Source organism: Frondihabitans sp. OV104 (assembly GCF_057787745.1).
Genome location: NZ_CM173541.1, coordinates 1,476,161 through 1,491,873 on the forward strand (window position 1 = coordinate 1,476,161; position 15,713 = coordinate 1,491,873).

At 70.8% G+C, this 15,713-nt stretch carries 20 protein-coding genes; 13 read left to right on the forward strand and 7 right to left on the reverse strand.

The annotated features are described in order from the left end of the window. Positions 1-21: 21 nt before the first annotated feature. Genes AC3CBB_RS06925 through AC3CBB_RS06940 form a run of 4 tightly spaced genes read left to right on the forward strand, consistent with a single transcriptional unit; the run spans position 22 to position 4,007 of the window. Positions 22-1,071 (forward strand): iron-siderophore ABC transporter substrate-binding protein, encoded by a 1,050-nt coding sequence (locus tag AC3CBB_RS06925; protein WP_488626458.1) that lies wholly within the window; start codon positions 22-24, stop codon positions 1,069-1,071. Then, on the forward strand, positions 1,064-2,125 hold the full coding sequence (locus tag AC3CBB_RS06930; RefSeq protein ID WP_488626459.1) for a FecCD family ABC transporter permease: 1,062 nt from the start codon (positions 1,064-1,066) through the stop codon (positions 2,123-2,125). The genes AC3CBB_RS06925 and AC3CBB_RS06930 overlap by 8 nt, the downstream gene beginning before the upstream one ends. Further along, positions 2,122-3,213 carry a FecCD family ABC transporter permease gene (locus AC3CBB_RS06935; protein WP_488626460.1) on the forward strand — a complete coding sequence of 364 codons (1,092 nt, stop codon included), beginning with the start codon at positions 2,122-2,124 and terminating at the stop codon, positions 3,211-3,213. The genes AC3CBB_RS06930 and AC3CBB_RS06935 overlap by 4 nt, the downstream gene beginning before the upstream one ends. Then, positions 3,213-4,007, forward strand: coding sequence for an ABC transporter ATP-binding protein (locus tag AC3CBB_RS06940; protein WP_488626461.1), 795 nt, complete (start codon positions 3,213-3,215; stop codon positions 4,005-4,007). The genes AC3CBB_RS06935 and AC3CBB_RS06940 overlap by 1 nt, the downstream gene beginning before the upstream one ends. Positions 4,008-4,165: 158 nt before the next feature. On the opposite strand, the gene AC3CBB_RS06945 is transcribed toward AC3CBB_RS06940, so the two are convergent. Continuing rightward, a complete protein-coding gene (locus tag AC3CBB_RS06945; protein WP_123504864.1) occupies positions 4,166-4,588 on the reverse strand; it encodes an SIP domain-containing protein in 423 nt (140 codons plus the stop codon). 241 nt (positions 4,589-4,829) lie between these two features. Between AC3CBB_RS06945 and AC3CBB_RS06950 the strand changes: the two genes are divergently transcribed. The 5 genes from AC3CBB_RS06950 to AC3CBB_RS06970 are packed head-to-tail and all read left to right on the forward strand — an operon-like array spanning position 4,830 to position 9,734. Next, the gene (locus tag AC3CBB_RS06950; RefSeq protein ID WP_488626462.1) at positions 4,830-6,350 is read left to right on the forward strand and encodes an ABC transporter substrate-binding protein; all 1,521 of its coding nucleotides are present in this window, start codon (positions 4,830-4,832) and stop codon (positions 6,348-6,350) included. Further along, complete coding sequence (locus AC3CBB_RS06955; RefSeq protein WP_123504866.1) at positions 6,351-7,304, forward strand: ABC transporter permease; 954 nt, start codon at positions 6,351-6,353, stop codon at positions 7,302-7,304. Beyond that, positions 7,301-8,164 carry an ABC transporter permease gene (locus tag AC3CBB_RS06960; protein ID WP_488626463.1) on the forward strand — a complete coding sequence of 288 codons (864 nt, stop codon included), beginning with the start codon at positions 7,301-7,303 and terminating at the stop codon, positions 8,162-8,164. Before AC3CBB_RS06955 ends, AC3CBB_RS06960 begins: the two co-directional genes overlap by 4 nt. Continuing rightward, positions 8,161-8,955 carry an ABC transporter ATP-binding protein gene (locus AC3CBB_RS06965; RefSeq protein WP_488626464.1) on the forward strand — a complete coding sequence of 265 codons (795 nt, stop codon included), beginning with the start codon at positions 8,161-8,163 and terminating at the stop codon, positions 8,953-8,955. Before AC3CBB_RS06960 ends, AC3CBB_RS06965 begins: the two co-directional genes overlap by 4 nt. Beyond that, on the forward strand, positions 8,952-9,734 hold the full coding sequence (locus tag AC3CBB_RS06970; RefSeq protein WP_488626465.1) for an ABC transporter ATP-binding protein: 783 nt from the start codon (positions 8,952-8,954) through the stop codon (positions 9,732-9,734). Before AC3CBB_RS06965 ends, AC3CBB_RS06970 begins: the two co-directional genes overlap by 4 nt. Before the next feature lie 21 nt (positions 9,735-9,755). On the opposite strand, the gene AC3CBB_RS06975 is transcribed toward AC3CBB_RS06970, so the two are convergent. Then, a complete protein-coding gene (locus AC3CBB_RS06975) occupies positions 9,756-11,183 on the reverse strand; it encodes an amidase (protein ID WP_488626466.1) in 1,428 nt (475 codons plus the stop codon). Between the two features lie 190 nt (positions 11,184-11,373). Here AC3CBB_RS06975 and AC3CBB_RS06980 point away from each other — a divergent pair, with 190 nt between their 5' ends. Continuing rightward, complete coding sequence (locus tag AC3CBB_RS06980) at positions 11,374-11,868, forward strand: DinB family protein (RefSeq protein WP_488626467.1); 495 nt, start codon at positions 11,374-11,376, stop codon at positions 11,866-11,868. Between the two features lie 2 nt (positions 11,869-11,870). Further along, the gene (locus AC3CBB_RS06985) at positions 11,871-12,200 is read left to right on the forward strand and encodes a DMT family transporter (protein ID WP_488626468.1); all 330 of its coding nucleotides are present in this window, start codon (positions 11,871-11,873) and stop codon (positions 12,198-12,200) included. A gap of 30 nt (positions 12,201-12,230) precedes the next feature. On the opposite strand, the gene AC3CBB_RS06990 is transcribed toward AC3CBB_RS06985, so the two are convergent. Further along, positions 12,231-12,527 carry a DUF4193 family protein gene (locus AC3CBB_RS06990; protein ID WP_123504871.1) on the reverse strand — a complete coding sequence of 99 codons (297 nt, stop codon included), beginning with the start codon at positions 12,525-12,527 and terminating at the stop codon, positions 12,231-12,233. A 197-nt stretch (positions 12,528-12,724) separates the two neighbouring features. On the opposite strand from AC3CBB_RS06990, the gene AC3CBB_RS06995 reads away from it, so the two are divergent. Beyond that, positions 12,725-13,102, forward strand: a complete 378-nt coding sequence (locus tag AC3CBB_RS06995; RefSeq protein ID WP_488626469.1) for a hypothetical protein — start codon at positions 12,725-12,727, stop codon at positions 13,100-13,102. Between the two features lie 253 nt (positions 13,103-13,355). Here AC3CBB_RS06995 and AC3CBB_RS07000 read toward each other — a convergent pair whose 3' ends face one another. Together AC3CBB_RS07000 and AC3CBB_RS07005 are read right to left on the reverse strand one after the other, a co-directional pair. Further along, positions 13,356-13,586 carry a hypothetical protein gene (locus tag AC3CBB_RS07000; RefSeq protein WP_123504873.1) on the reverse strand — a complete coding sequence of 77 codons (231 nt, stop codon included), beginning with the start codon at positions 13,584-13,586 and terminating at the stop codon, positions 13,356-13,358. 76 nt (positions 13,587-13,662) lie between these two features. Continuing rightward, positions 13,663-13,818 carry a hypothetical protein gene (locus tag AC3CBB_RS07005; protein WP_158614140.1) on the reverse strand — a complete coding sequence of 52 codons (156 nt, stop codon included), beginning with the start codon at positions 13,816-13,818 and terminating at the stop codon, positions 13,663-13,665. A gap of 236 nt (positions 13,819-14,054) precedes the next feature. Between AC3CBB_RS07005 and AC3CBB_RS07010 the strand changes: the two genes are divergently transcribed. Beyond that, a complete protein-coding gene (locus AC3CBB_RS07010; protein ID WP_123504874.1) occupies positions 14,055-14,573 on the forward strand; it encodes a MarR family winged helix-turn-helix transcriptional regulator in 519 nt (172 codons plus the stop codon). Positions 14,574-14,606: 33 nt separating this feature from the next. Here the strand turns inward: AC3CBB_RS07010 and AC3CBB_RS07015 are convergent, their stop codons facing one another. Together AC3CBB_RS07015 and AC3CBB_RS07020 are read right to left on the reverse strand one after the other, a co-directional pair. Continuing rightward, on the reverse strand, positions 14,607-15,098 hold the full coding sequence (locus AC3CBB_RS07015; protein WP_488626470.1) for a hypothetical protein: 492 nt from the start codon (positions 15,096-15,098) through the stop codon (positions 14,607-14,609). A 9-nt stretch (positions 15,099-15,107) separates the two neighbouring features. Further along, on the reverse strand, positions 15,108-15,701 hold the full coding sequence (locus AC3CBB_RS07020) for a GNAT family N-acetyltransferase (protein ID WP_123504876.1): 594 nt from the start codon (positions 15,699-15,701) through the stop codon (positions 15,108-15,110). Positions 15,702-15,713: the final 12 nt, after the last annotated feature.

Genomic DNA, 15,713 nt, shown 5'->3' on the forward strand with positions numbered 1-15,713 from the left:
CCCACCACCCGAGAGAACAGCATGCACACCTCCCTCCCCCGCCGCCTCGCCGCCGCGGTCGCCGTCGCCGCAGGGCTCGCCCTGGCCCTGGCCGGCTGCAGCACGTCCGCGTCGCCGTCCTCCACCGAGAGCAGCTCGAGCGCCGGGGCCGAGGCCGGAGCCTTCCCGGTCACGCTCGACTCGACTCTCGGCAGCACGACCATCGAGTCCGCACCGAAGCGCGTCGTCACGATCGGCTGGGGCTCGGCCGACACGGTCGTCTCGCTCGGGGTCGTCCCCGTCGGCATCGAGAAGGTGACCTACGGGCAGGACTCCAACGACGACTACCCCTGGGTCTCGAAGGCGATCACGAAGATGGGCGGCACGCAGCCCGAGACCTTCGACGTCTACCCCGACATCGACATGACGAAGCTGGCCGAGCTGAACCCCGACCTCATCATCGCCGTGCAGTCGGGCATCACCGACAAGCAGTACAAGACGCTCAGCGCCCTCGCGCCGACCGTCGCGTACCCGGGCAAGGCCTGGCTCACCCCGTGGGACACCCAGATCGAGACCATCGGCAAGGCGCTCGGCAAGCCGAAGCTCGCCGCCGAGAAGGTCGACGAGATAACGACCCGCCTGGCCGCCGTCAAGGCCGACCATCCCGACTTCTCGAAGCTGACCTTCACGTACGCGTCGATGGGCGAGCCCGGCCGTCTGGCCGTCTATCTCGACGGCGACCCTCGCGTGGCGCTGATCAAGGCGATGGGACTCACCGAGAGCAGCGTGATGAAGTCGGCGAAGGCCGACTCGGGATCGGGCTCCTATCTCGCGACGCTGGGCCTGGAGAAGTCCGACCTGCTCGACTCGACCGACATCGTCTTCACCTGGTACTACGACAAGGCGAACAAGGCCGAGATCGACGAGCAGCCGCTCATCGCGTCGATCCCCGCGATCAAGCGCGGCTCGGTCGTGTCGTCGACGGACCCGCAGTTCGTCATGGGCACCACCTTCATCACCCCGCTCAGCGTGCCGTATGCGATCGACGAGTACGTGCCGCTGATCACCGAGGCGGCCTCGAAGGTTGGCTGACACCCTCTCGACGACCACCCCGAGGGCCCGGCGCACGTCGCCGGGCCCTCGCCGGGCGTCGGGGCCCGCCGCCCGCACGCTCGTCCCGGCCCTGTTCCTGGCGGCCGGCGTGCTCGCCCTCGCGACGCTTCTCAGCGTCGCGGTCGGCACGCACTACGTGCCCCTGCCGACGGTGTGGAACGCCCTGCTCCACCCCGGCACGACCTACGACGACGCTGTCGTTCAGAGCCGCATCCCCCGCACGGTGCTCGGCCTGCTGGTCGGCGCGGCCCTCGCCGTCTCCGGGGTGATCGTGCAGGGTCTCACCCGCAACCCGCTCGGCGACCCCGGTCTGCTGGGCGTCAACGTCGGCGCCGCCGCGGCCATCGTCACCGGCCTCGCGTTCTTCGGCATCGGCAACGGGTCGACGCGCATCCTTCTCGCCCTGCCGGGCGCTCTCGTCGCGGTCGTCGCCGTGTACGCCCTGGGCTCCAGCCGCCGCGGGGCGACGCCCGTGAAGCTCGTGCTGGCCGGCGCCGTGATCAGCGCCGTGCTCTCCGCCTACATCCAGGCGGTCACCCTCACCCACCCGGCGGCGTTCAACAGCTACCGCTTCTGGGTCCTCGGCTCGCTCGCCGGGCGCGACCCCGGTGTGATCCTCCAGGTGCTCCCCTACCTCGTGGCGGGGTTCCTGCTGACGCTGACCCTGCCCGGCTCCCTGAACGCGCTCGCCCTCGGCGACGACACGGCCACGGCTCTCGGCGCCAAGATCGGCCGCACCCGCATCATCGGCGGGCTCGCGGCCGCACTGCTCTGCGCCGGCTCGACGGCCGCCGTCGGACCCATCGCGTTCATCGGGCTCGCCGTCCCGCACATCGTCCGCAGCTTTGCCGGCGGCGACCACCGCTGGCTGCTGCCGTTCAGCGCTCTGCTCGGGCCGGCGCTGCTGCTGCTCGCCGACGTGATCGGCCGCGTCGTGGCGAGCCCGCAAGAGCTGGAGGTGGGGGTGGTGACGGCCTTCCTCGGCGCGCCCGTGCTGCTCTGGGCCGTGCGGCGGATGCGGGGGCGCGAATGAGCGCGCCGAGCTCGCGCTGGACGGGGTCGGGCCAGTTCCTGCGCCAGGGCCCCGTCTCACCGCGACCCGTGCTGCGCATCGGAACGTGGCTCAGTCTGCCGGTGCGCCGCCGCTCGGTGGTCGTCGGTGCGATCCTCGCGCTCGGGCTGCTGGTGCTGACGCTCCTGACGCTGACTCTCGGCACCCTCGGCGTGCCGCTCGCCGAGCTGCCCCGCGCGATCGTCGACCCGGCCCCGGGGCGCACCGAGTTCGTGCTGAACGTGCTGCGCGGGCCTCGACTGATCACCGCCATCGCGACGGGTGCCGCCCTCGGAGTCGCCGGCGCCCTGTTCCAGACGGTGACGCGCAACCCGCTCGGCTCCCCCGACGTGATCGGGCTCGGCGCGGGCGCGAGTGCGGGGGCGGCCTGCTTCGGGCTTCTGATCCCCGGACTGATCCCGGTACCGGCCGGCGCGCTCGTCGGCGCGCTCGCTGCCATGGGCCTGGTCTGGCTCGGCACCGGACGCGGGTTCTCGTCGCCCGGGCGGATGATCCTCGTCGGCATCGGGGTGTCGGCGATGGCCGTCGCGTTCGTGCAGTTCGTGCTGACGCGCGCCGGCCAGGAGGAGGCGACGACGCTCGCCACCTATATCAGCGGCACGCTCGCCGACCGGCAGTGGAGCGACGTCGCGATCTCGGGCCTCACGGTCGTGGTGCTGGTGCCATGCGCGCTGCTGCTGAGCCGCCGCCTCGACCTGGTCGAGATGGGCGACGAGCTGGCCGATTCCCTCGGCGGCCGCACCACGCTCACCCGGTCGCTCGTCGTGCTCGTCGCGATCGGCCTGGCCACCGGCGCCGTCTCGGCCACCGGGCCGATCGCGTTCGTCGCGCTGACCGCCCCGCAGGTCGCTCGCCGCCTCGCCAAGGCTCCCGGCGCCGGGATCCTCCTCTCAGGCCTCATGGGCGCCGTCATCATGACGGCCGCCGACCTCCTCGTGCAGCAGTCGCCGTTCGGCGTGCAGCTGCCGGTCGGCCTGCTCACGGCCCTCGTCGGCGGCGTCTACCTGGGCTACCTGCTCGTCCGCGAATGGAAGAAAGGCACCGTCTGATGGCAATTCTCTCTGCCGCAGGACTCCGACTGGGGTACGACGAGCGCGTCGTCGCGGAAGACCTGTCGTTCGACGTCCCCGACGGCGAGCTCACCGTGATCATCGGGCCCAACGCGTGCGGCAAGTCGACGCTGCTCAAGGCGCTCGCGCGGACGCTGAAGCCGCAGGCCGGCACGGTCACGCTCGACGGCCGGCCGCTGTCGTCGTATCGCAGCAAAGACGTCGCCAAGCGCCTCGGCATGCTGCCGCAGAGCCCGATCGCGCCCGAGTCGATCACGGTGCGCGACCTCGTCGGCCGAGGGCGCTTCCCGCACCAGGGCGTGTTCCGGCAGTGGTCGCACGCCGACGAGCGGGCCGTCGAGGCGGCTCTGGTCGCAACCGGCGTCGCCGAGCTCGCCGACCGCCACGTCTCGGAGCTGTCGGGCGGCCAGCGCCAGCGCGCGTGGATCGCCATGGCCCTCGCGCAGGAGACCGAGCTGCTGCTTCTCGACGAGCCGACGACGTTCCTCGACATCGCGCACCAGTACGAGGTGCTCGAGCTGTGCGCGCGCCTCCACCGAGAGGGGCGCACCCTCGTCGCCGTGCTGCACGACCTCAACCAGGCGGCGCGCTACGCCACGCACCTCGTCGTGATGAAGGCCGGCGTGATCGTGGCGTCGGGCACCCCGGGCGAGGTGCTCACGGCACCGCTCGTCGAGGACGTCTTCGGCCTGCCGTGCGAGATCATCGACGACCCGCAGACGCACACGCCGATGGTGGTGCCGCTGGCGGCTCCCACGGCCCAGGCCCGCTGAAACGGCTCAGCCCCGCCGACTCTTCGGCAGGGCTGAGCCGATTGGGCGGGGCTGGCCCAATTCCGCGGGGCTGGCCCGATTCAGCGGGGCTGAACCGAAAAGGCGGGGCCGCACACCAGCCAGGGCGCAGGAACTGGCGCGCCCCCGCCCGACCCGACCTAGAGGGCCGGGGCCGCGTCGAAGAGCTCGCCGAGGTCGTGGCGCAGGTCGTAGGCGAACGACGTCGGGCCGCCGAGCCAGAAGACGTAGTCGCTGTCGACGAGGTCGGCCCGCTCGACGAAGAACTCGCCGATCCACGCGCGCACGGCTCGGTCGAGGGCGACGCCGGGGAGGCAGCGCTCGCCCGTGCCGGGACGGCCGGAGCGACGCGACCGATCGAGCCAGGTGATCGACACGCGGCCGGGTGCCGTGACGGGCACGATCTCGCCGGCGTCGGCGACCTCGATGAAGACCTGGCCTCGAGCGCAGATGGGGAGGACCTCGAGCATCGTCTGGATGTCGTCGATGGACGACGTGTCGCCGGCGAAGAAGATGCGGGTGGCCGACGGCTGGAGCTCGGGGGTGCGACTGGCGAGGAACATTGTGCTCCAAGAATAGGTAAGCCTTACCTATTGCGCCAGTCGCTGGCCGACTTGTCGGGGCAAACTCACGGACGATCTCTCGACACCGTGGTAATTTCTCCAAGGCCGACGGTTCAGCAGTGATCATCGGCGGGGGCGATCATCCGTTCAGCAGCGACGGAATGGTCCGCAGCGACCCGGTGTTCACAAGCGACACGGGTCTCCCGGCGTCCACACCCGTCCCGAAAGGTCTGCTTCACTGATGAGCTCTGCTCGCTTCCCTCTCCCCAAGCGGCTTCTCGCGGCCGCCTCGCTCGCTGTCGCCACCGCCCTCGTCGTGGCGGGCTGCTCGTCCGGCGGCACGACCGGCGAGACCGGCAAGCCCGACACCGCCGCCGTCGTGAACGTCGGCCTCGTGCTCGAGCCCACCGACCTCGACATCCGCACCACCGCCGGCATCGCCCTCGACCAGGTCCTGATCGACAACGTCTACCAGGGTCTAGTCGGCCGCACCTCGACCAACGACATCGTCGACGTCCTCGCCACGAAGCACACGGTCTCGAGCGACGGCCTCACCTACACGTTCACCCTCCACCAGGGCGTGAAGTTCCACGACGGCGCCGACCTGACGGCCGCCGACGTGGTCTGGTCGCTCCAGCAGGTCAAGGACACTGCGACGTTCCAGAACACGGCCGACCTCGCCGCCGTCAAGTCGATCAGCTCCCCCGACGCCGACACGGTCGTCCTGAAGCTCTCCGAGCCCGACTCCAACCTGCTGTGGGCACTGAGCGGGCGCGCCGGGCTCGTGCTCGAGGAGGCCGCGACCAACGACCTGAAGACGACGGCCAACGGCACCGGCCCCTACACGCTCGCGAGCTGGAAGCAGGGTGACAACATCCAGCTGAAGCGGTTCTCGGACTACTGGGGCACGAAGGCCAAGGTCGCCGGCGTGACCTTCAAGTACTACACGCAGGCGTCCGCCGCCATCAACGCCGTCATCTCGGGCGACGTCGACGTGCAGACCGCCGTCGACGCGACGCTGAAGTCGCAGCTGACCGGCGTCGACGGCATCTCGCTGAAGTCGGGCAAGACCACCGACAAGTACACGCTCGCCTTCAACAACGCCGAGGCGCCGTTCACCGACATCCGGGTGCGCAAGGCGATCCGCGAGGCCATCGACAGCAAGGCCATCATCACGGCAGTCGGCGGCTCCGGCGTCGAGCAGGGCGGGCCCATCCCCGAGCTCGACCCCGGCTACGACGACCTCACGAGCGTCGACTCGTACGACCCCGACGACGCGAGGAAGCTCCTGAAGGCGGCGGGTGCGACGAACCTGAAGCTCAGCCTCACGTACGCGAACTTCTACCCGGCCTCGCTCGGCGACGTGCTGACGTCGCAGCTCAAGAAGGTCGGCATCACGCTGACCGTCAAGCAGACCGACTTCACGACCTGGATCAACAACGTCCTGGTGAAGCACGACTACCAGCTGAGCATCGTCAACCACGCCGAGTCGCACGACTTCGGCAACTGGGCGAACCCGAAGTACTACTTCGGCTACGACAACACGAAGGTGCAGGAGCTGTACGCAGAGTCGCTGGCGGCCACCGATCAGACCGTCGTCGACGAGAAGCTCGCCGAGGCCGCCAAGATCGTCTCGGACGACGCGGCGGCCGACTGGCTGTACACGGCGACCACCCTGACAGCGATCCACGACGGCGTGACCGGCTTCCCGACGTCGTCGACCTCGGCGCGCCTCGACCTGGCCGATCTCGCGAAGTCGTAAGTGTTCCGCTTCGTCCTGTCGCGGCTGGTGCTGCTGGTCATCGGCCTGGTCGTCGCCAGCGCCCTGATCTTCTTCACCCTGCGGCTCCTGACCGGCGATGTCGCCCAGGTGATCGCCGGCACCCAGGGCACCGCCGCGCAGGTCGCCGCGATCCGGACACAGCTCGGCCTCGACCGCCCGCTGCCGGTGCAGTACCTCGACTGGCTGGCCGGGATGCTGCACGGCGACCTCGGCACGTCGCTCGTCACCGGCTCGTCGGTGTCGTCGCAGCTGCTGCAGAAGCTGACCGTGACGCTGCCGCTCGCGGGGATGTCGCTGGTGATCGGCCTGCTCGTCGGCATTCCGCTCGGCGTGGTGGCGGCGGTGAGGAACCGGCGGCCCGAGGGCACGGCCCTGTCGGTGGTGGCGCAGGCACTGGCCGCAGTTCCTGCCGTCTGGGGTGGCATGATCCTCATCGCGGTGTTCGCCGTCGCACTCAAGCTCCTGCCCACGCAGGGCTACCCGAGCGACGGCTGGGCCGAGCCCGGCAGGGCGCTCCGGAGCCTGCTGCTGCCGGCTCTGACGATCGGGATCATCGAGGGCGCGGTGATCCTGCGCTTCACGCGGTCGGCGACGCTCGGTGCCCTCGACGAGGACTACGTGCGCACCGCGGCCGCCAAGGGCATGACCCGCACCCGCGCGGTCCTGACGCACGGGCTGCCGAACGTGCTGCTGAGCGTCGTGTCGGTGCTGGGCGTGCAGATGGCCGCGCTGCTGGTGGGCGCCGTGCTGGTCGAGCAGCTGTTCGCGCTTCCGGGCGTCGGCCGCATGCTCGTCGCCGACGTCGGCGTCCGCGACCTGACGAAGGTGCAGGGCGAGCTGCTCGCTCTGACCGGCCTCGTGCTGATTCTCGGATTCATCGTCGACCTCGTGCACCGCGCGGTCGACCCGCGACTGAGGGAGCCGGGCGAGTGACCAAGCATTCCTGGGCGCAGGAACTCCTCCGGCGCCCCGCCGGCGTCGCCGCGGCCGCCTGGATCGTGCTCCTCGTCGTCGCGGCCGTCGTGTCGAGCGTGTGGACTCCCCACGACCCGTTCGACACCGACCCGTACTCGGCGTGGCAGACGCCGTCCCTGAACCACCTGTTCGGCACCGACGGCATCGGCCGCGACATCTTCAGCTACGTGTTCGCCGCCACCCGCACCACGGTCGTCGTCGCGGCCCTGGCCGGAGTGCTCGCGTCGCTCGTCGGGATCGGCCTGGCCGCGCTCGGGTCGCTCACGGCACGGTGGGTGCGCGAGTCGACCGCGGTGCTGATCGACATCCTCATCGCGTTCCCGACGATCCTGATCGCGATGCTCCTGTCGTCGATCCTCGGCGGCTCGCTCGGCGTCGTGATCACGGCGGTCGGCATCGGCTACGGCGTGAACATCGCTCGGGTATCGCGCGGCGAGATCCGCCGCGTGGGCCGGACCGACTACGTGCTCGCGGCCCGCGCGAGCGGCGTCGGCCCGGCCGGCGTGCTCGGCCGCCACATCCTGCCGAACGTCGCGCCGGTCTTCGTCGTGCAGCTGTCGCTGGCCATGGCGACGTCGATCCTCGCCGAGGCGGGCCTGTCGTACCTCGGCTACGGAGCCTCCGCGTCGACGGCGTCGTGGGGCCGGCTGCTCAACGACCTGCAGGTCTACATCGCGATCCATCCCGGCAGCGTCGTCTGGCCCGGCGCCGCCATCACGCTCACGGTGCTCGCCTTCAACCTCCTCGGCGATGCGCTGCGCGACGCCACCGATCCGCGGCTGCGCGCCCGCCGCGTCACCTCGGGGGCGATCGCATGAGCGGGGAGTCAAGCGGTCTCGACGTCTCGGGGCTCACCATCGAGATCGGCGGCCGCCGCGTCGTCGACGACCTCTCGTTCTCCGTCGCCACCGGCGGGCGACTCGGCCTCATCGGCGAGTCCGGCTCGGGCAAGTCGCTGAGCATCCTGTCGCTCGTCGGCCTGGCGCCCGCCGACGCCGTGGTCGCCGGCAGCGTCCGGCTCGACGGCCGCGAGCTCGTCGGGCTGTCCGAGCGCGAGCTCGCGCGCGTACGGGGCCGCCAGATCGGCATGGTGTTCCAAGACCCGCTCGCCGCGCTGAACCCGCTCCACACGATCGGCCGCCAGATCGGCGAGCCGCTCCGGCTGCACGAGGGCCTGTCGCGGAGGGACGCACTGGAGCGGGCCGTCGACGCCGCGGCCGAGGTCGGGCTGCCCGATCCTGCGCAGATCGTGCGCCTCTACCCGCACCAGCTCTCGGGCGGCCAGCGGCAGCGGGTCGGCATCGCCATCGCGCTCGCCTGCCGGCCAGCGCTGATCCTCGCCGACGAGCCCACCACGGCGCTCGACGTCACCACCCAGGCGGCGATCCTCGACCTCTTCCAGCGGCTCGTGGATGAGCGCGGGGCCTCGCTCGTGTTCGTGACGCACGACCTCGCCGTGCTCGCGAGGATCACCTCCGACGTCGTCGTGCTCTCGCACGGGCGCGCCGTCGAGCGCGGAACAGTCGACGGCATCCTGCGTGGTGCCGAGCACCCGGTGACGCAGGGCCTCGTCGCGGCCGCCCGCGCCACCACGTGGAGGGCATCGTGACCCCGCTCCTCCTCGGCACCCGCATCGGCCGCGACTTCGTGCTCCCCCGCCAGACCCTCTTCACCCCCGGCGTCGTGCGGCACGCCGTCGTCGACGCATCGCTGTCGGTCGGGGTCGGCGAGAGCGTCGGGCTGATCGGGGAATCCGGCTCGGGCAAGTCGACGCTCGTGAGGATCCTGCTGGCGCTGGATCGGGCGTCTGCCGGCACCGTCGAGTTCGACGGCCGGCCGATCGCGCCCGGCACGGCGTCGTCGCTGCGGTGGTTCCGCCGCCAGACCGGCGTCGTGCTGCAGGACCCGTACGCGTCGCTCGACCCCCGCATGCGCGTGCTCGACATCGTCTCCGAGCCGCTGCGCGCCCTCGACATCCCCGGCAACCACACGGCGACCGTCATCGAGACGCTCGACCGGGTCGGGCTGACGATGGCCGTCCTCGACCGCTACCCGTACGAGTTCAGCGGCGGCCAGCGGCAGCGCATCGCATTGGCCCGGGCACTCGTGCACGGCCCACGGCTGCTCGTCGGCGACGAGCCGCTCAGCGCGCTCGACGTGACGGTGCGGGCGCAGATCCTGGAGCTGCTCGCCGAGCTCCGCGACGAGATGGGCCTCGCCCTGCTGATCGTCTCGCACGACCTCGGCCTCGTGGACCACCTCGCCGACCGCGTCGCCGTGATGAACGGCGGGCGGATCGTCGAGCAGGGGGCGACGTCGGCCGTCCTGCGGTCGCCGCAGGACCCCTACACGCAGAAGCTCATCGCGGCGGTGCCGACGCTCGACTGAACGGCGGTTGCGATCCAGCTGCTACCACTGCGGCGGGTGCCGGCGCTGCCACTTCAGGCGGCGCTCCAGCTGCGCGCCGATCGCGAGCAGGACGTCCTCGCGGCCCGGTCGCCCGACGAGCTGGACGCCTACGGGCACGCCCTCGTGCTCGGCCACCGGCAGCGTGATGGCGGGCAGGCCTGCGACGTTGACGAACGAGGTGAACGGCGCGTAGAGGCACTGCTGCTCGAAGTTGCGCTCCCCATCGACGGCGTCGTACCAGCCGTTCGGGCGCGGCAGGAGCGCGACGGTGGGAGTCAGGACGGCGTCGTACGGCGCGAAGTCGGCGATCACCGTGCGCTCGTAGGCGGTCAGCCCGGCGAGGGCCGTCGCGAGGTCGCGGGCCGAGAGCGCCCGCCCCCGCTCGACGAGCCAGCGCGTCAGGGGCTCGAGCAGGTCGAGATCGTCGCCCTCGGCCGGGATCGTCGCGGCGCCGGCCTGCCAGAGCGTGCGGAAGTGGGTCGCGTACTCCCCGACCGGAACGCGCACGGCGTCCGGCTCGACCTCGTGCCCGACGGCCGCCAGGTGGTCCATCGCGAGGTCGAGGGCGGCGAGCACGGCGGGGTCGACGCGCACGTCGTAGGCGTCGTCCCACGGCGACGTGGTCGTGGTGGCGATCCGGAAGCGTCCCTCGCCGCGCACGGCCGCCGCCAGGAACGAGAACGAGTCGCCGGAGGGCGCCCGGAGCGCGTACTGGTCGCGGGGGGCGGCGGAGTCGGGAGCGACGAGTGCGTCCAGGAGCATGCCCGCGTCAGCGCAGTTCCTGCTGATCGGGCCCCCGACGGCGAGCCCGCCGAGGCTGGTGATGCCCGACTGCGACGGCACCCGCCCGCGCGAGGGCTTGAGGCCGACGAGGCCTGTCGCCGCGGCGGGGATCCGGATCGATCCGCCGCCGTCCGATCCCGGGGCGAACGGCAGGAGACCGGCCGCGACGGCCGCCGCGGCGCCCCCGCTCGAGCCGCCTGCGTTCGCCGCGACGTCGTAGGGGTTCCGCGTCGGCGGGCCGATGAGCGTCTCGGTGTACGAGGTCATGCCGAACTCCGGGGTCGCGGTCTTGCCGAGGCTGATGGCGCCCGCCTCGTCGACCGCCTCGACCACGCCGGCCGAGTGCGCCGGGATGCGGCCGCGCGAGAACCGCGACCCCGACCAGGTCGGGACGCCGGCCCGGTCGGTCAGGTCTTTGTCGGCGAGCGGGAGACCCCACAGGGGCGCCGTCGTCGAACCCGCGGCGCTCAGGGCGTCGGCGCGTTCGCGTGCGGCGTCGGCCGTCACGGTGACGAACGCGCCGACACCGGGATCGACGCGCTCGATGCGCTCGAGGTAGTGGTCGACGAGCTCGCGCGGGGTGACCTCGCGGCGTCGCAGCCAGTCGTACTGCTCCTGGGCGCTCAGGTGGTGGAGTTCGAACATCGGTCCGAGCCTAGCCACGGATCCCGACGAGCATCCGGCGGGCGCCGACAGACGCGCCCGAGCACCCAGGGGAGTTCGTCTCCGGCTACTTTCCCCGTGCGTGAATTCACGCCCAGGGAAAGTGTCCAGAAACGAATACCGGATGCCGGCGGCACCGGCGCGTTCACCCGCCGCCGATACCGTGGACGCCATGACTGCACTTCTGCCCCGGCTCGACGCTCCTGAGACAGGCGACGAGCGCGCGATGCTCGAGGGGTTCCTCCAGTTCCAGCGCTCCACCGTCGCCCTGAAGTCCGAGGGGCTCACCGACGCCCTCGCCGCGACCCGCCCCCTGCCGTCGCTCACCACCGTCATCGGGCTGCTGCAGCACCTGGCCGACGTCGAGCGCAGCTGGATCCTCGACGACCTGCTCGGCCTTCCGTTCGAGACGCGCTGGAACTCGGCCGACCCCGACGGCGAGTTCCGCATCGAGCCCGGTACCACGCTTGCGACGGCCCTCGCCGAGTACGAGGCCGCGTGCAACGAGGCCTCCGATGCGATCCGCGACGTGCCGCTCGACACGCTGACCCGCGACGGTCGGTTCACGCTCCGGTGGGTGCTGCTGCACCTGATCGAGGAGACGGCGCGCCACGCGGGTCACGTCGACATCCTGCGCGAGCAGCTCGACGGCGTGACGGGAGAGTGACCGTGGGCTACCTGTTCTTGGCCCTCGCGATCGTCAGCGAGGTCGTCGCGACCACGTTCCTCCGTGTCGTCAGCTCTCCGAACGCCCCGTGGTGGCCGTACATCGTGGTCGTCGTGGGCTACGTGGCGTCGTTTTTCTTCCTGTCGCAGACCCTGCGCGCCGACGTGCCGCTCGGCGTCGCCTACGCCGTCTGGGCGGGGGTCGGGGTCGTGCTCGTCGCAGCCATCAGCTGGCTGGTGTTCCATGAGCCGCTCACCCTGACGCAGATCGGCGGGATCGTGCTCGTCATCGCGGGAGTCGGTCTGCTGGAGCTGGGCGGCACGCACCAATAGGGCGCGCGACCGGTGACGAGAGCCGGACGGCTAGGAGGCGCACTCGATGCAGACCGGGCCCAGCTTCGACTCGTGGTCGAGCTGGATGCGCGGGCGCACCAGGAAGCACTCGACGCAGGTGAACTCGTTCTCCTGCATCGGGAGCACGACGACGTCGAGCGCCTCGTCGACGTCGGTGGCGTCGAGCTGGAACCCGCCCGAGGCGTCGCCGTCGTCGAGGTCGGCGACCAGACCGGTCGCCTGCGGACCACGCGCGGCCAGCGAGCGGACAGTGTCGTCGCTGTCGCCCTCGGGGGCGTTGCGGGGTGCGTCGTAATCGGCTGCCATGCTGTTCTCCTGCGAAGTCGTGCGGGGGGCGGAACGCCCGTCAGGCCTGTTGCCCGCCGCAACTATAAGGGGTAGGCGCCCGTGCTCCGACCATGTTCGCCGACGGCTGTATCGAGTCGTGCTCCAGCACCGGGAAGAGGCTGGTCGATCGGGCTTCCGGGCCCGTAGTCTGGACGGACCGGACGGAAGGGATGCCCGTGGGAGAACGACTCGACGCTGCCGCACGGATCTCCGCCCGCACCGTGCGCGCAGCCTCCCTCACCCCGATCGGCAAGCAGGTCCGGGAGAATCTCTCGTTCCTCCGCCGGGTCGCTCGGGCTGCCGTCACCGAGGCCGCCGCCAATCCCCCGGTCGTCACCACGGCGAAGTCGACCCCGCCGCACCCGGGAGTCGAACGCCAGCCGGACGACGACTTCTCACCCGGCGACGACGAGCGGTGCACCTGCCGCAGTCCCGCCTGGTGCGGCGTGACCAAGGGCGACGTCGTCCACGATCTGATGTCCCGCGGCATGCGCCTGGATCGCCCCCAGGCCGAGGCGATCTGGCGCGAGGCCCAAGACAGCCGGGTCCGCTGAGCCCGATCGGCCCAGACGAGCATGAGACACCTGGGCGGAGTCCGGACGAGACGAATCAGTCTTCGTCAGTCCAGCTCGTGATCTCGCCGAACTGCTGGGACACGTAGCCGACGAGGTCCTCGTGGACGAGCTGCGACAGGCTGGGGATGGAGTTCTTCGACATGGGAGTTCTTTCTCGTAGTCCTGGTCGTCGACGATCAGGATGGGCAAGAGGTATTCGATGCACCGCGGCCGGGCCGCGCGGAGGGAGGCCTCAGGCGACCTTGGAGGTGCCGAGCCGAGTCGGCGCCGCGGCTGCCGAGACGAAGAAGTCGGCATAGCAGAGGTCCGGAGCCGACACGGGTCCGCGCCGGAGCTCCTCCTGGAGCACGTCGCTCTGGGTGATCCGCTGGGCCGTGCGCGGGAACGAGCTGCGTCCATATCGCTTGGGGTAGACGCCGATTCGAGCCGGCGCGATACCCCTCTCGCGGAGGTAGGCGCTCATGCGGCGTCCGCCGCCATGAGGTCCCTCAGCTCGGCGAGGTCGAGCGGCTGGGTCTCGTCGAGGTCGTACTCGGGATTCATGCCAGGACCCCCAGTGCGGTAAGGGCGCCGGCGATGACGAAGCTGCTCGCCGACAGCGTGGCGACCGCGATGACGGCCCAGGTGCGATCCCGATGGATCTGCCGGACCTCGGAGAACGGGGAAGATGCGTTTTCGGCGCGATGAATGGACATTGGTTCAACTCATTTCCGGCCCTGCAGCCTGAGGTAAACGGTGGTGCGGATAGTCCCGCCGTGAATCGGGACGTGCCCCCGCCGTGAACCGGTGGCACATCCTCAGTATGACCCAGTTGCCTAGACGGACTACCTATTTCGTCCGAAGTCTGCGCTATTCGGATAATCCCCGATCCGAAGGCCCCCGGAAACCATCGCAAGGCCTACCTACACCGTCTAGGCAATAGTCTCTAGTCATGGCGGGAACACACCACTCAGCGGCGGCGGCGACATTCGACGAGTCGGGCTACTGGTATGCCCAGGACGGCGCCGAGAGAGGTGCGGCGGTTCTGAATGCGCTCCGGCGCTATCGCCAAGCCGAGAAGGAGATGCGCGCACGCACCCGGCTCTCGATGAAGATGGGCGAGACCGATCTGGCCGCCATCCGCTTCCTCCTCCGCGAGCAGCGAGCCGATCGGAGCGTGACCGCCTCTCGACTCACCGAGCACCTCGGTATCACCTCCGCCTCGACGGCGGTCCTCATCAACCGGCTCGAGGCCTCCGGTCACATCGTCCGGAGCAAGAACCCGTCCGACAAGCGGAGCATCTTCCTCACGGCGACCGGCAACAGCGACGACGAGGTGCGAGCGACCATGGCCGGCATGCACGCGCGCATGATCCTCGCGGCCGAGCGCCTGAGCCCCGAGGCCGCCAGAGGCATCGTCGCGTTCCTCGCCGAGATGACGGAAGCGGTCGACGCGTCGGTGACCGACTGAGCCCTCGGGCGGCCGACTGGGTCGAACTCTCGGTCAGGCGCCCAGGACGACCCGCATCGCGTCCGTGAGTGCCGCGTTTTCCCGACGGAGCGTCGCCGCTTCGGCCTCGAGTGCCGTCACGCGGTCGCTCACGGGAGTCGGCTCGCGGGCCGGTTCGATCGACGGCTCGTCCTCGTCAGCGTCGGGCCCGGGCGACGTGGCGTCCGCAGGCTCGACCGCTCCGGGAGCTTCCGGTGCTGATCCGGGCGCAGGATCGGGCGCTTCGTCCGCCGAGGCGCGAGCGGCGGGCGCGATCAGAGTCCGCACCACCGGCGAGAACTTGGGCCGGCGCGATGCACGCGCGGGTGCGACCGACTCCGGCGACGCCGCCTCCACCCAGGCCCGCAGCGACGGCTGGTCGACGGTGAACTCGTCGGCCACGACGGTGAACACGTGCCGGTCGCCGGGGTTCGTGGCGAGTCGCTGCAGCACTCGTGCCGTCGCGGCCTCGCGGGTCTCGTCGTCGTACCACTGCTCGAAAGGCATGCCGAAAACCTAGCGCCTCTTGAGCTTCTTGAGGTTCTTCTGCATCGTCACCGTGCCGAGCCAGCGGTCGAACTTGAAGCCGACACGGCCCATGCGGCCGATCTCCTTGAACCCGAACGACGCGTGCAGCCGGATCGATGCATCGGCGCCCTGGTCGCCGATGATGGCGATCACCTGGCGCACCCCGGCCTGCTGGCAGGCATCGAGCAGCGCGGCCAGAAGCGCCTTGCCGAGGCCCTTCCCGGTCGACGCCGGCCCCAGGTAGATAGAGGTCTCGACGACCGTGCGATTGATGGCGCGGTTGCCCCACGGCACGACGTGCGCGTAGCCGAGGAGCGTGCCGGCGGGAGAGACCGCGACGAGGAAGGGCAGTTCCAGCCGCTCTGATCGGCTGAAGACGGCGCGCCACTCGTGCAGCGACTTCTGCTTCGTGTCGAAGGTCACCGTCGAGTTGGCGACGTACAGGTTGTAGACGTCGCGAACCGCCGGCAGGTCGGCGGCGACGGCCGTGCGGATCTCGTACGAGAACGGAGCCTCGGGCACAGGCTCGGGCCGCAGGTGGCGCGGCAGGACGCGACGCGGCTGGTATTCCTCTTCGAGCACCCGCCAACCCTT

Bases quoted from the DNA above. Each gene is read 5' to 3' on its own strand.
- AC3CBB_RS06925 (WP_488626458.1), top strand. From the start codon at position 22: ATGCACACCTCCCTCCCCCGCCGCCTCGCCGCCGCGGTCGCCGTCGCC.
- AC3CBB_RS06935 (WP_488626460.1), top strand. From the start codon at position 2,122: ATGAGCGCGCCGAGCTCGCGCTGGACGGGGTCGGGCCAGTTCCTGCGC.
- AC3CBB_RS06940 (WP_488626461.1), top strand. From the start codon at position 3,213: ATGGCAATTCTCTCTGCCGCAGGACTCCGACTGGGGTACGACGAGCGC.
- AC3CBB_RS06945 (WP_123504864.1), bottom strand. From the start codon at position 4,588: ATGTTCCTCGCCAGTCGCACCCCCGAGCTCCAGCCGTCGGCCACCCGC.
- AC3CBB_RS06950 (WP_488626462.1), top strand. From the start codon at position 4,830: ATGAGCTCTGCTCGCTTCCCTCTCCCCAAGCGGCTTCTCGCGGCCGCC.
- AC3CBB_RS06965 (WP_488626464.1), top strand. From the start codon at position 8,161: ATGAGCGGGGAGTCAAGCGGTCTCGACGTCTCGGGGCTCACCATCGAG.
- AC3CBB_RS06975 (WP_488626466.1), bottom strand. From the start codon at position 11,183: ATGTTCGAACTCCACCACCTGAGCGCCCAGGAGCAGTACGACTGGCTG.
- AC3CBB_RS06980 (WP_488626467.1), top strand. From the start codon at position 11,374: ATGACTGCACTTCTGCCCCGGCTCGACGCTCCTGAGACAGGCGACGAG.
- AC3CBB_RS06990 (WP_123504871.1), bottom strand. From the start codon at position 12,527: ATGGCAGCCGATTACGACGCACCCCGCAACGCCCCCGAGGGCGACAGC.
- AC3CBB_RS07000 (WP_123504873.1), bottom strand. From the start codon at position 13,586: ATGAGCGCCTACCTCCGCGAGAGGGGTATCGCGCCGGCTCGAATCGGC.
- AC3CBB_RS07005 (WP_158614140.1), bottom strand. From the start codon at position 13,818: ATGTCCATTCATCGCGCCGAAAACGCATCTTCCCCGTTCTCCGAGGTC.
- AC3CBB_RS07010 (WP_123504874.1), top strand. From the start codon at position 14,055: ATGGCGGGAACACACCACTCAGCGGCGGCGGCGACATTCGACGAGTCG.
- AC3CBB_RS07015 (WP_488626470.1), bottom strand. From the start codon at position 15,098: ATGCCTTTCGAGCAGTGGTACGACGACGAGACCCGCGAGGCCGCGACG.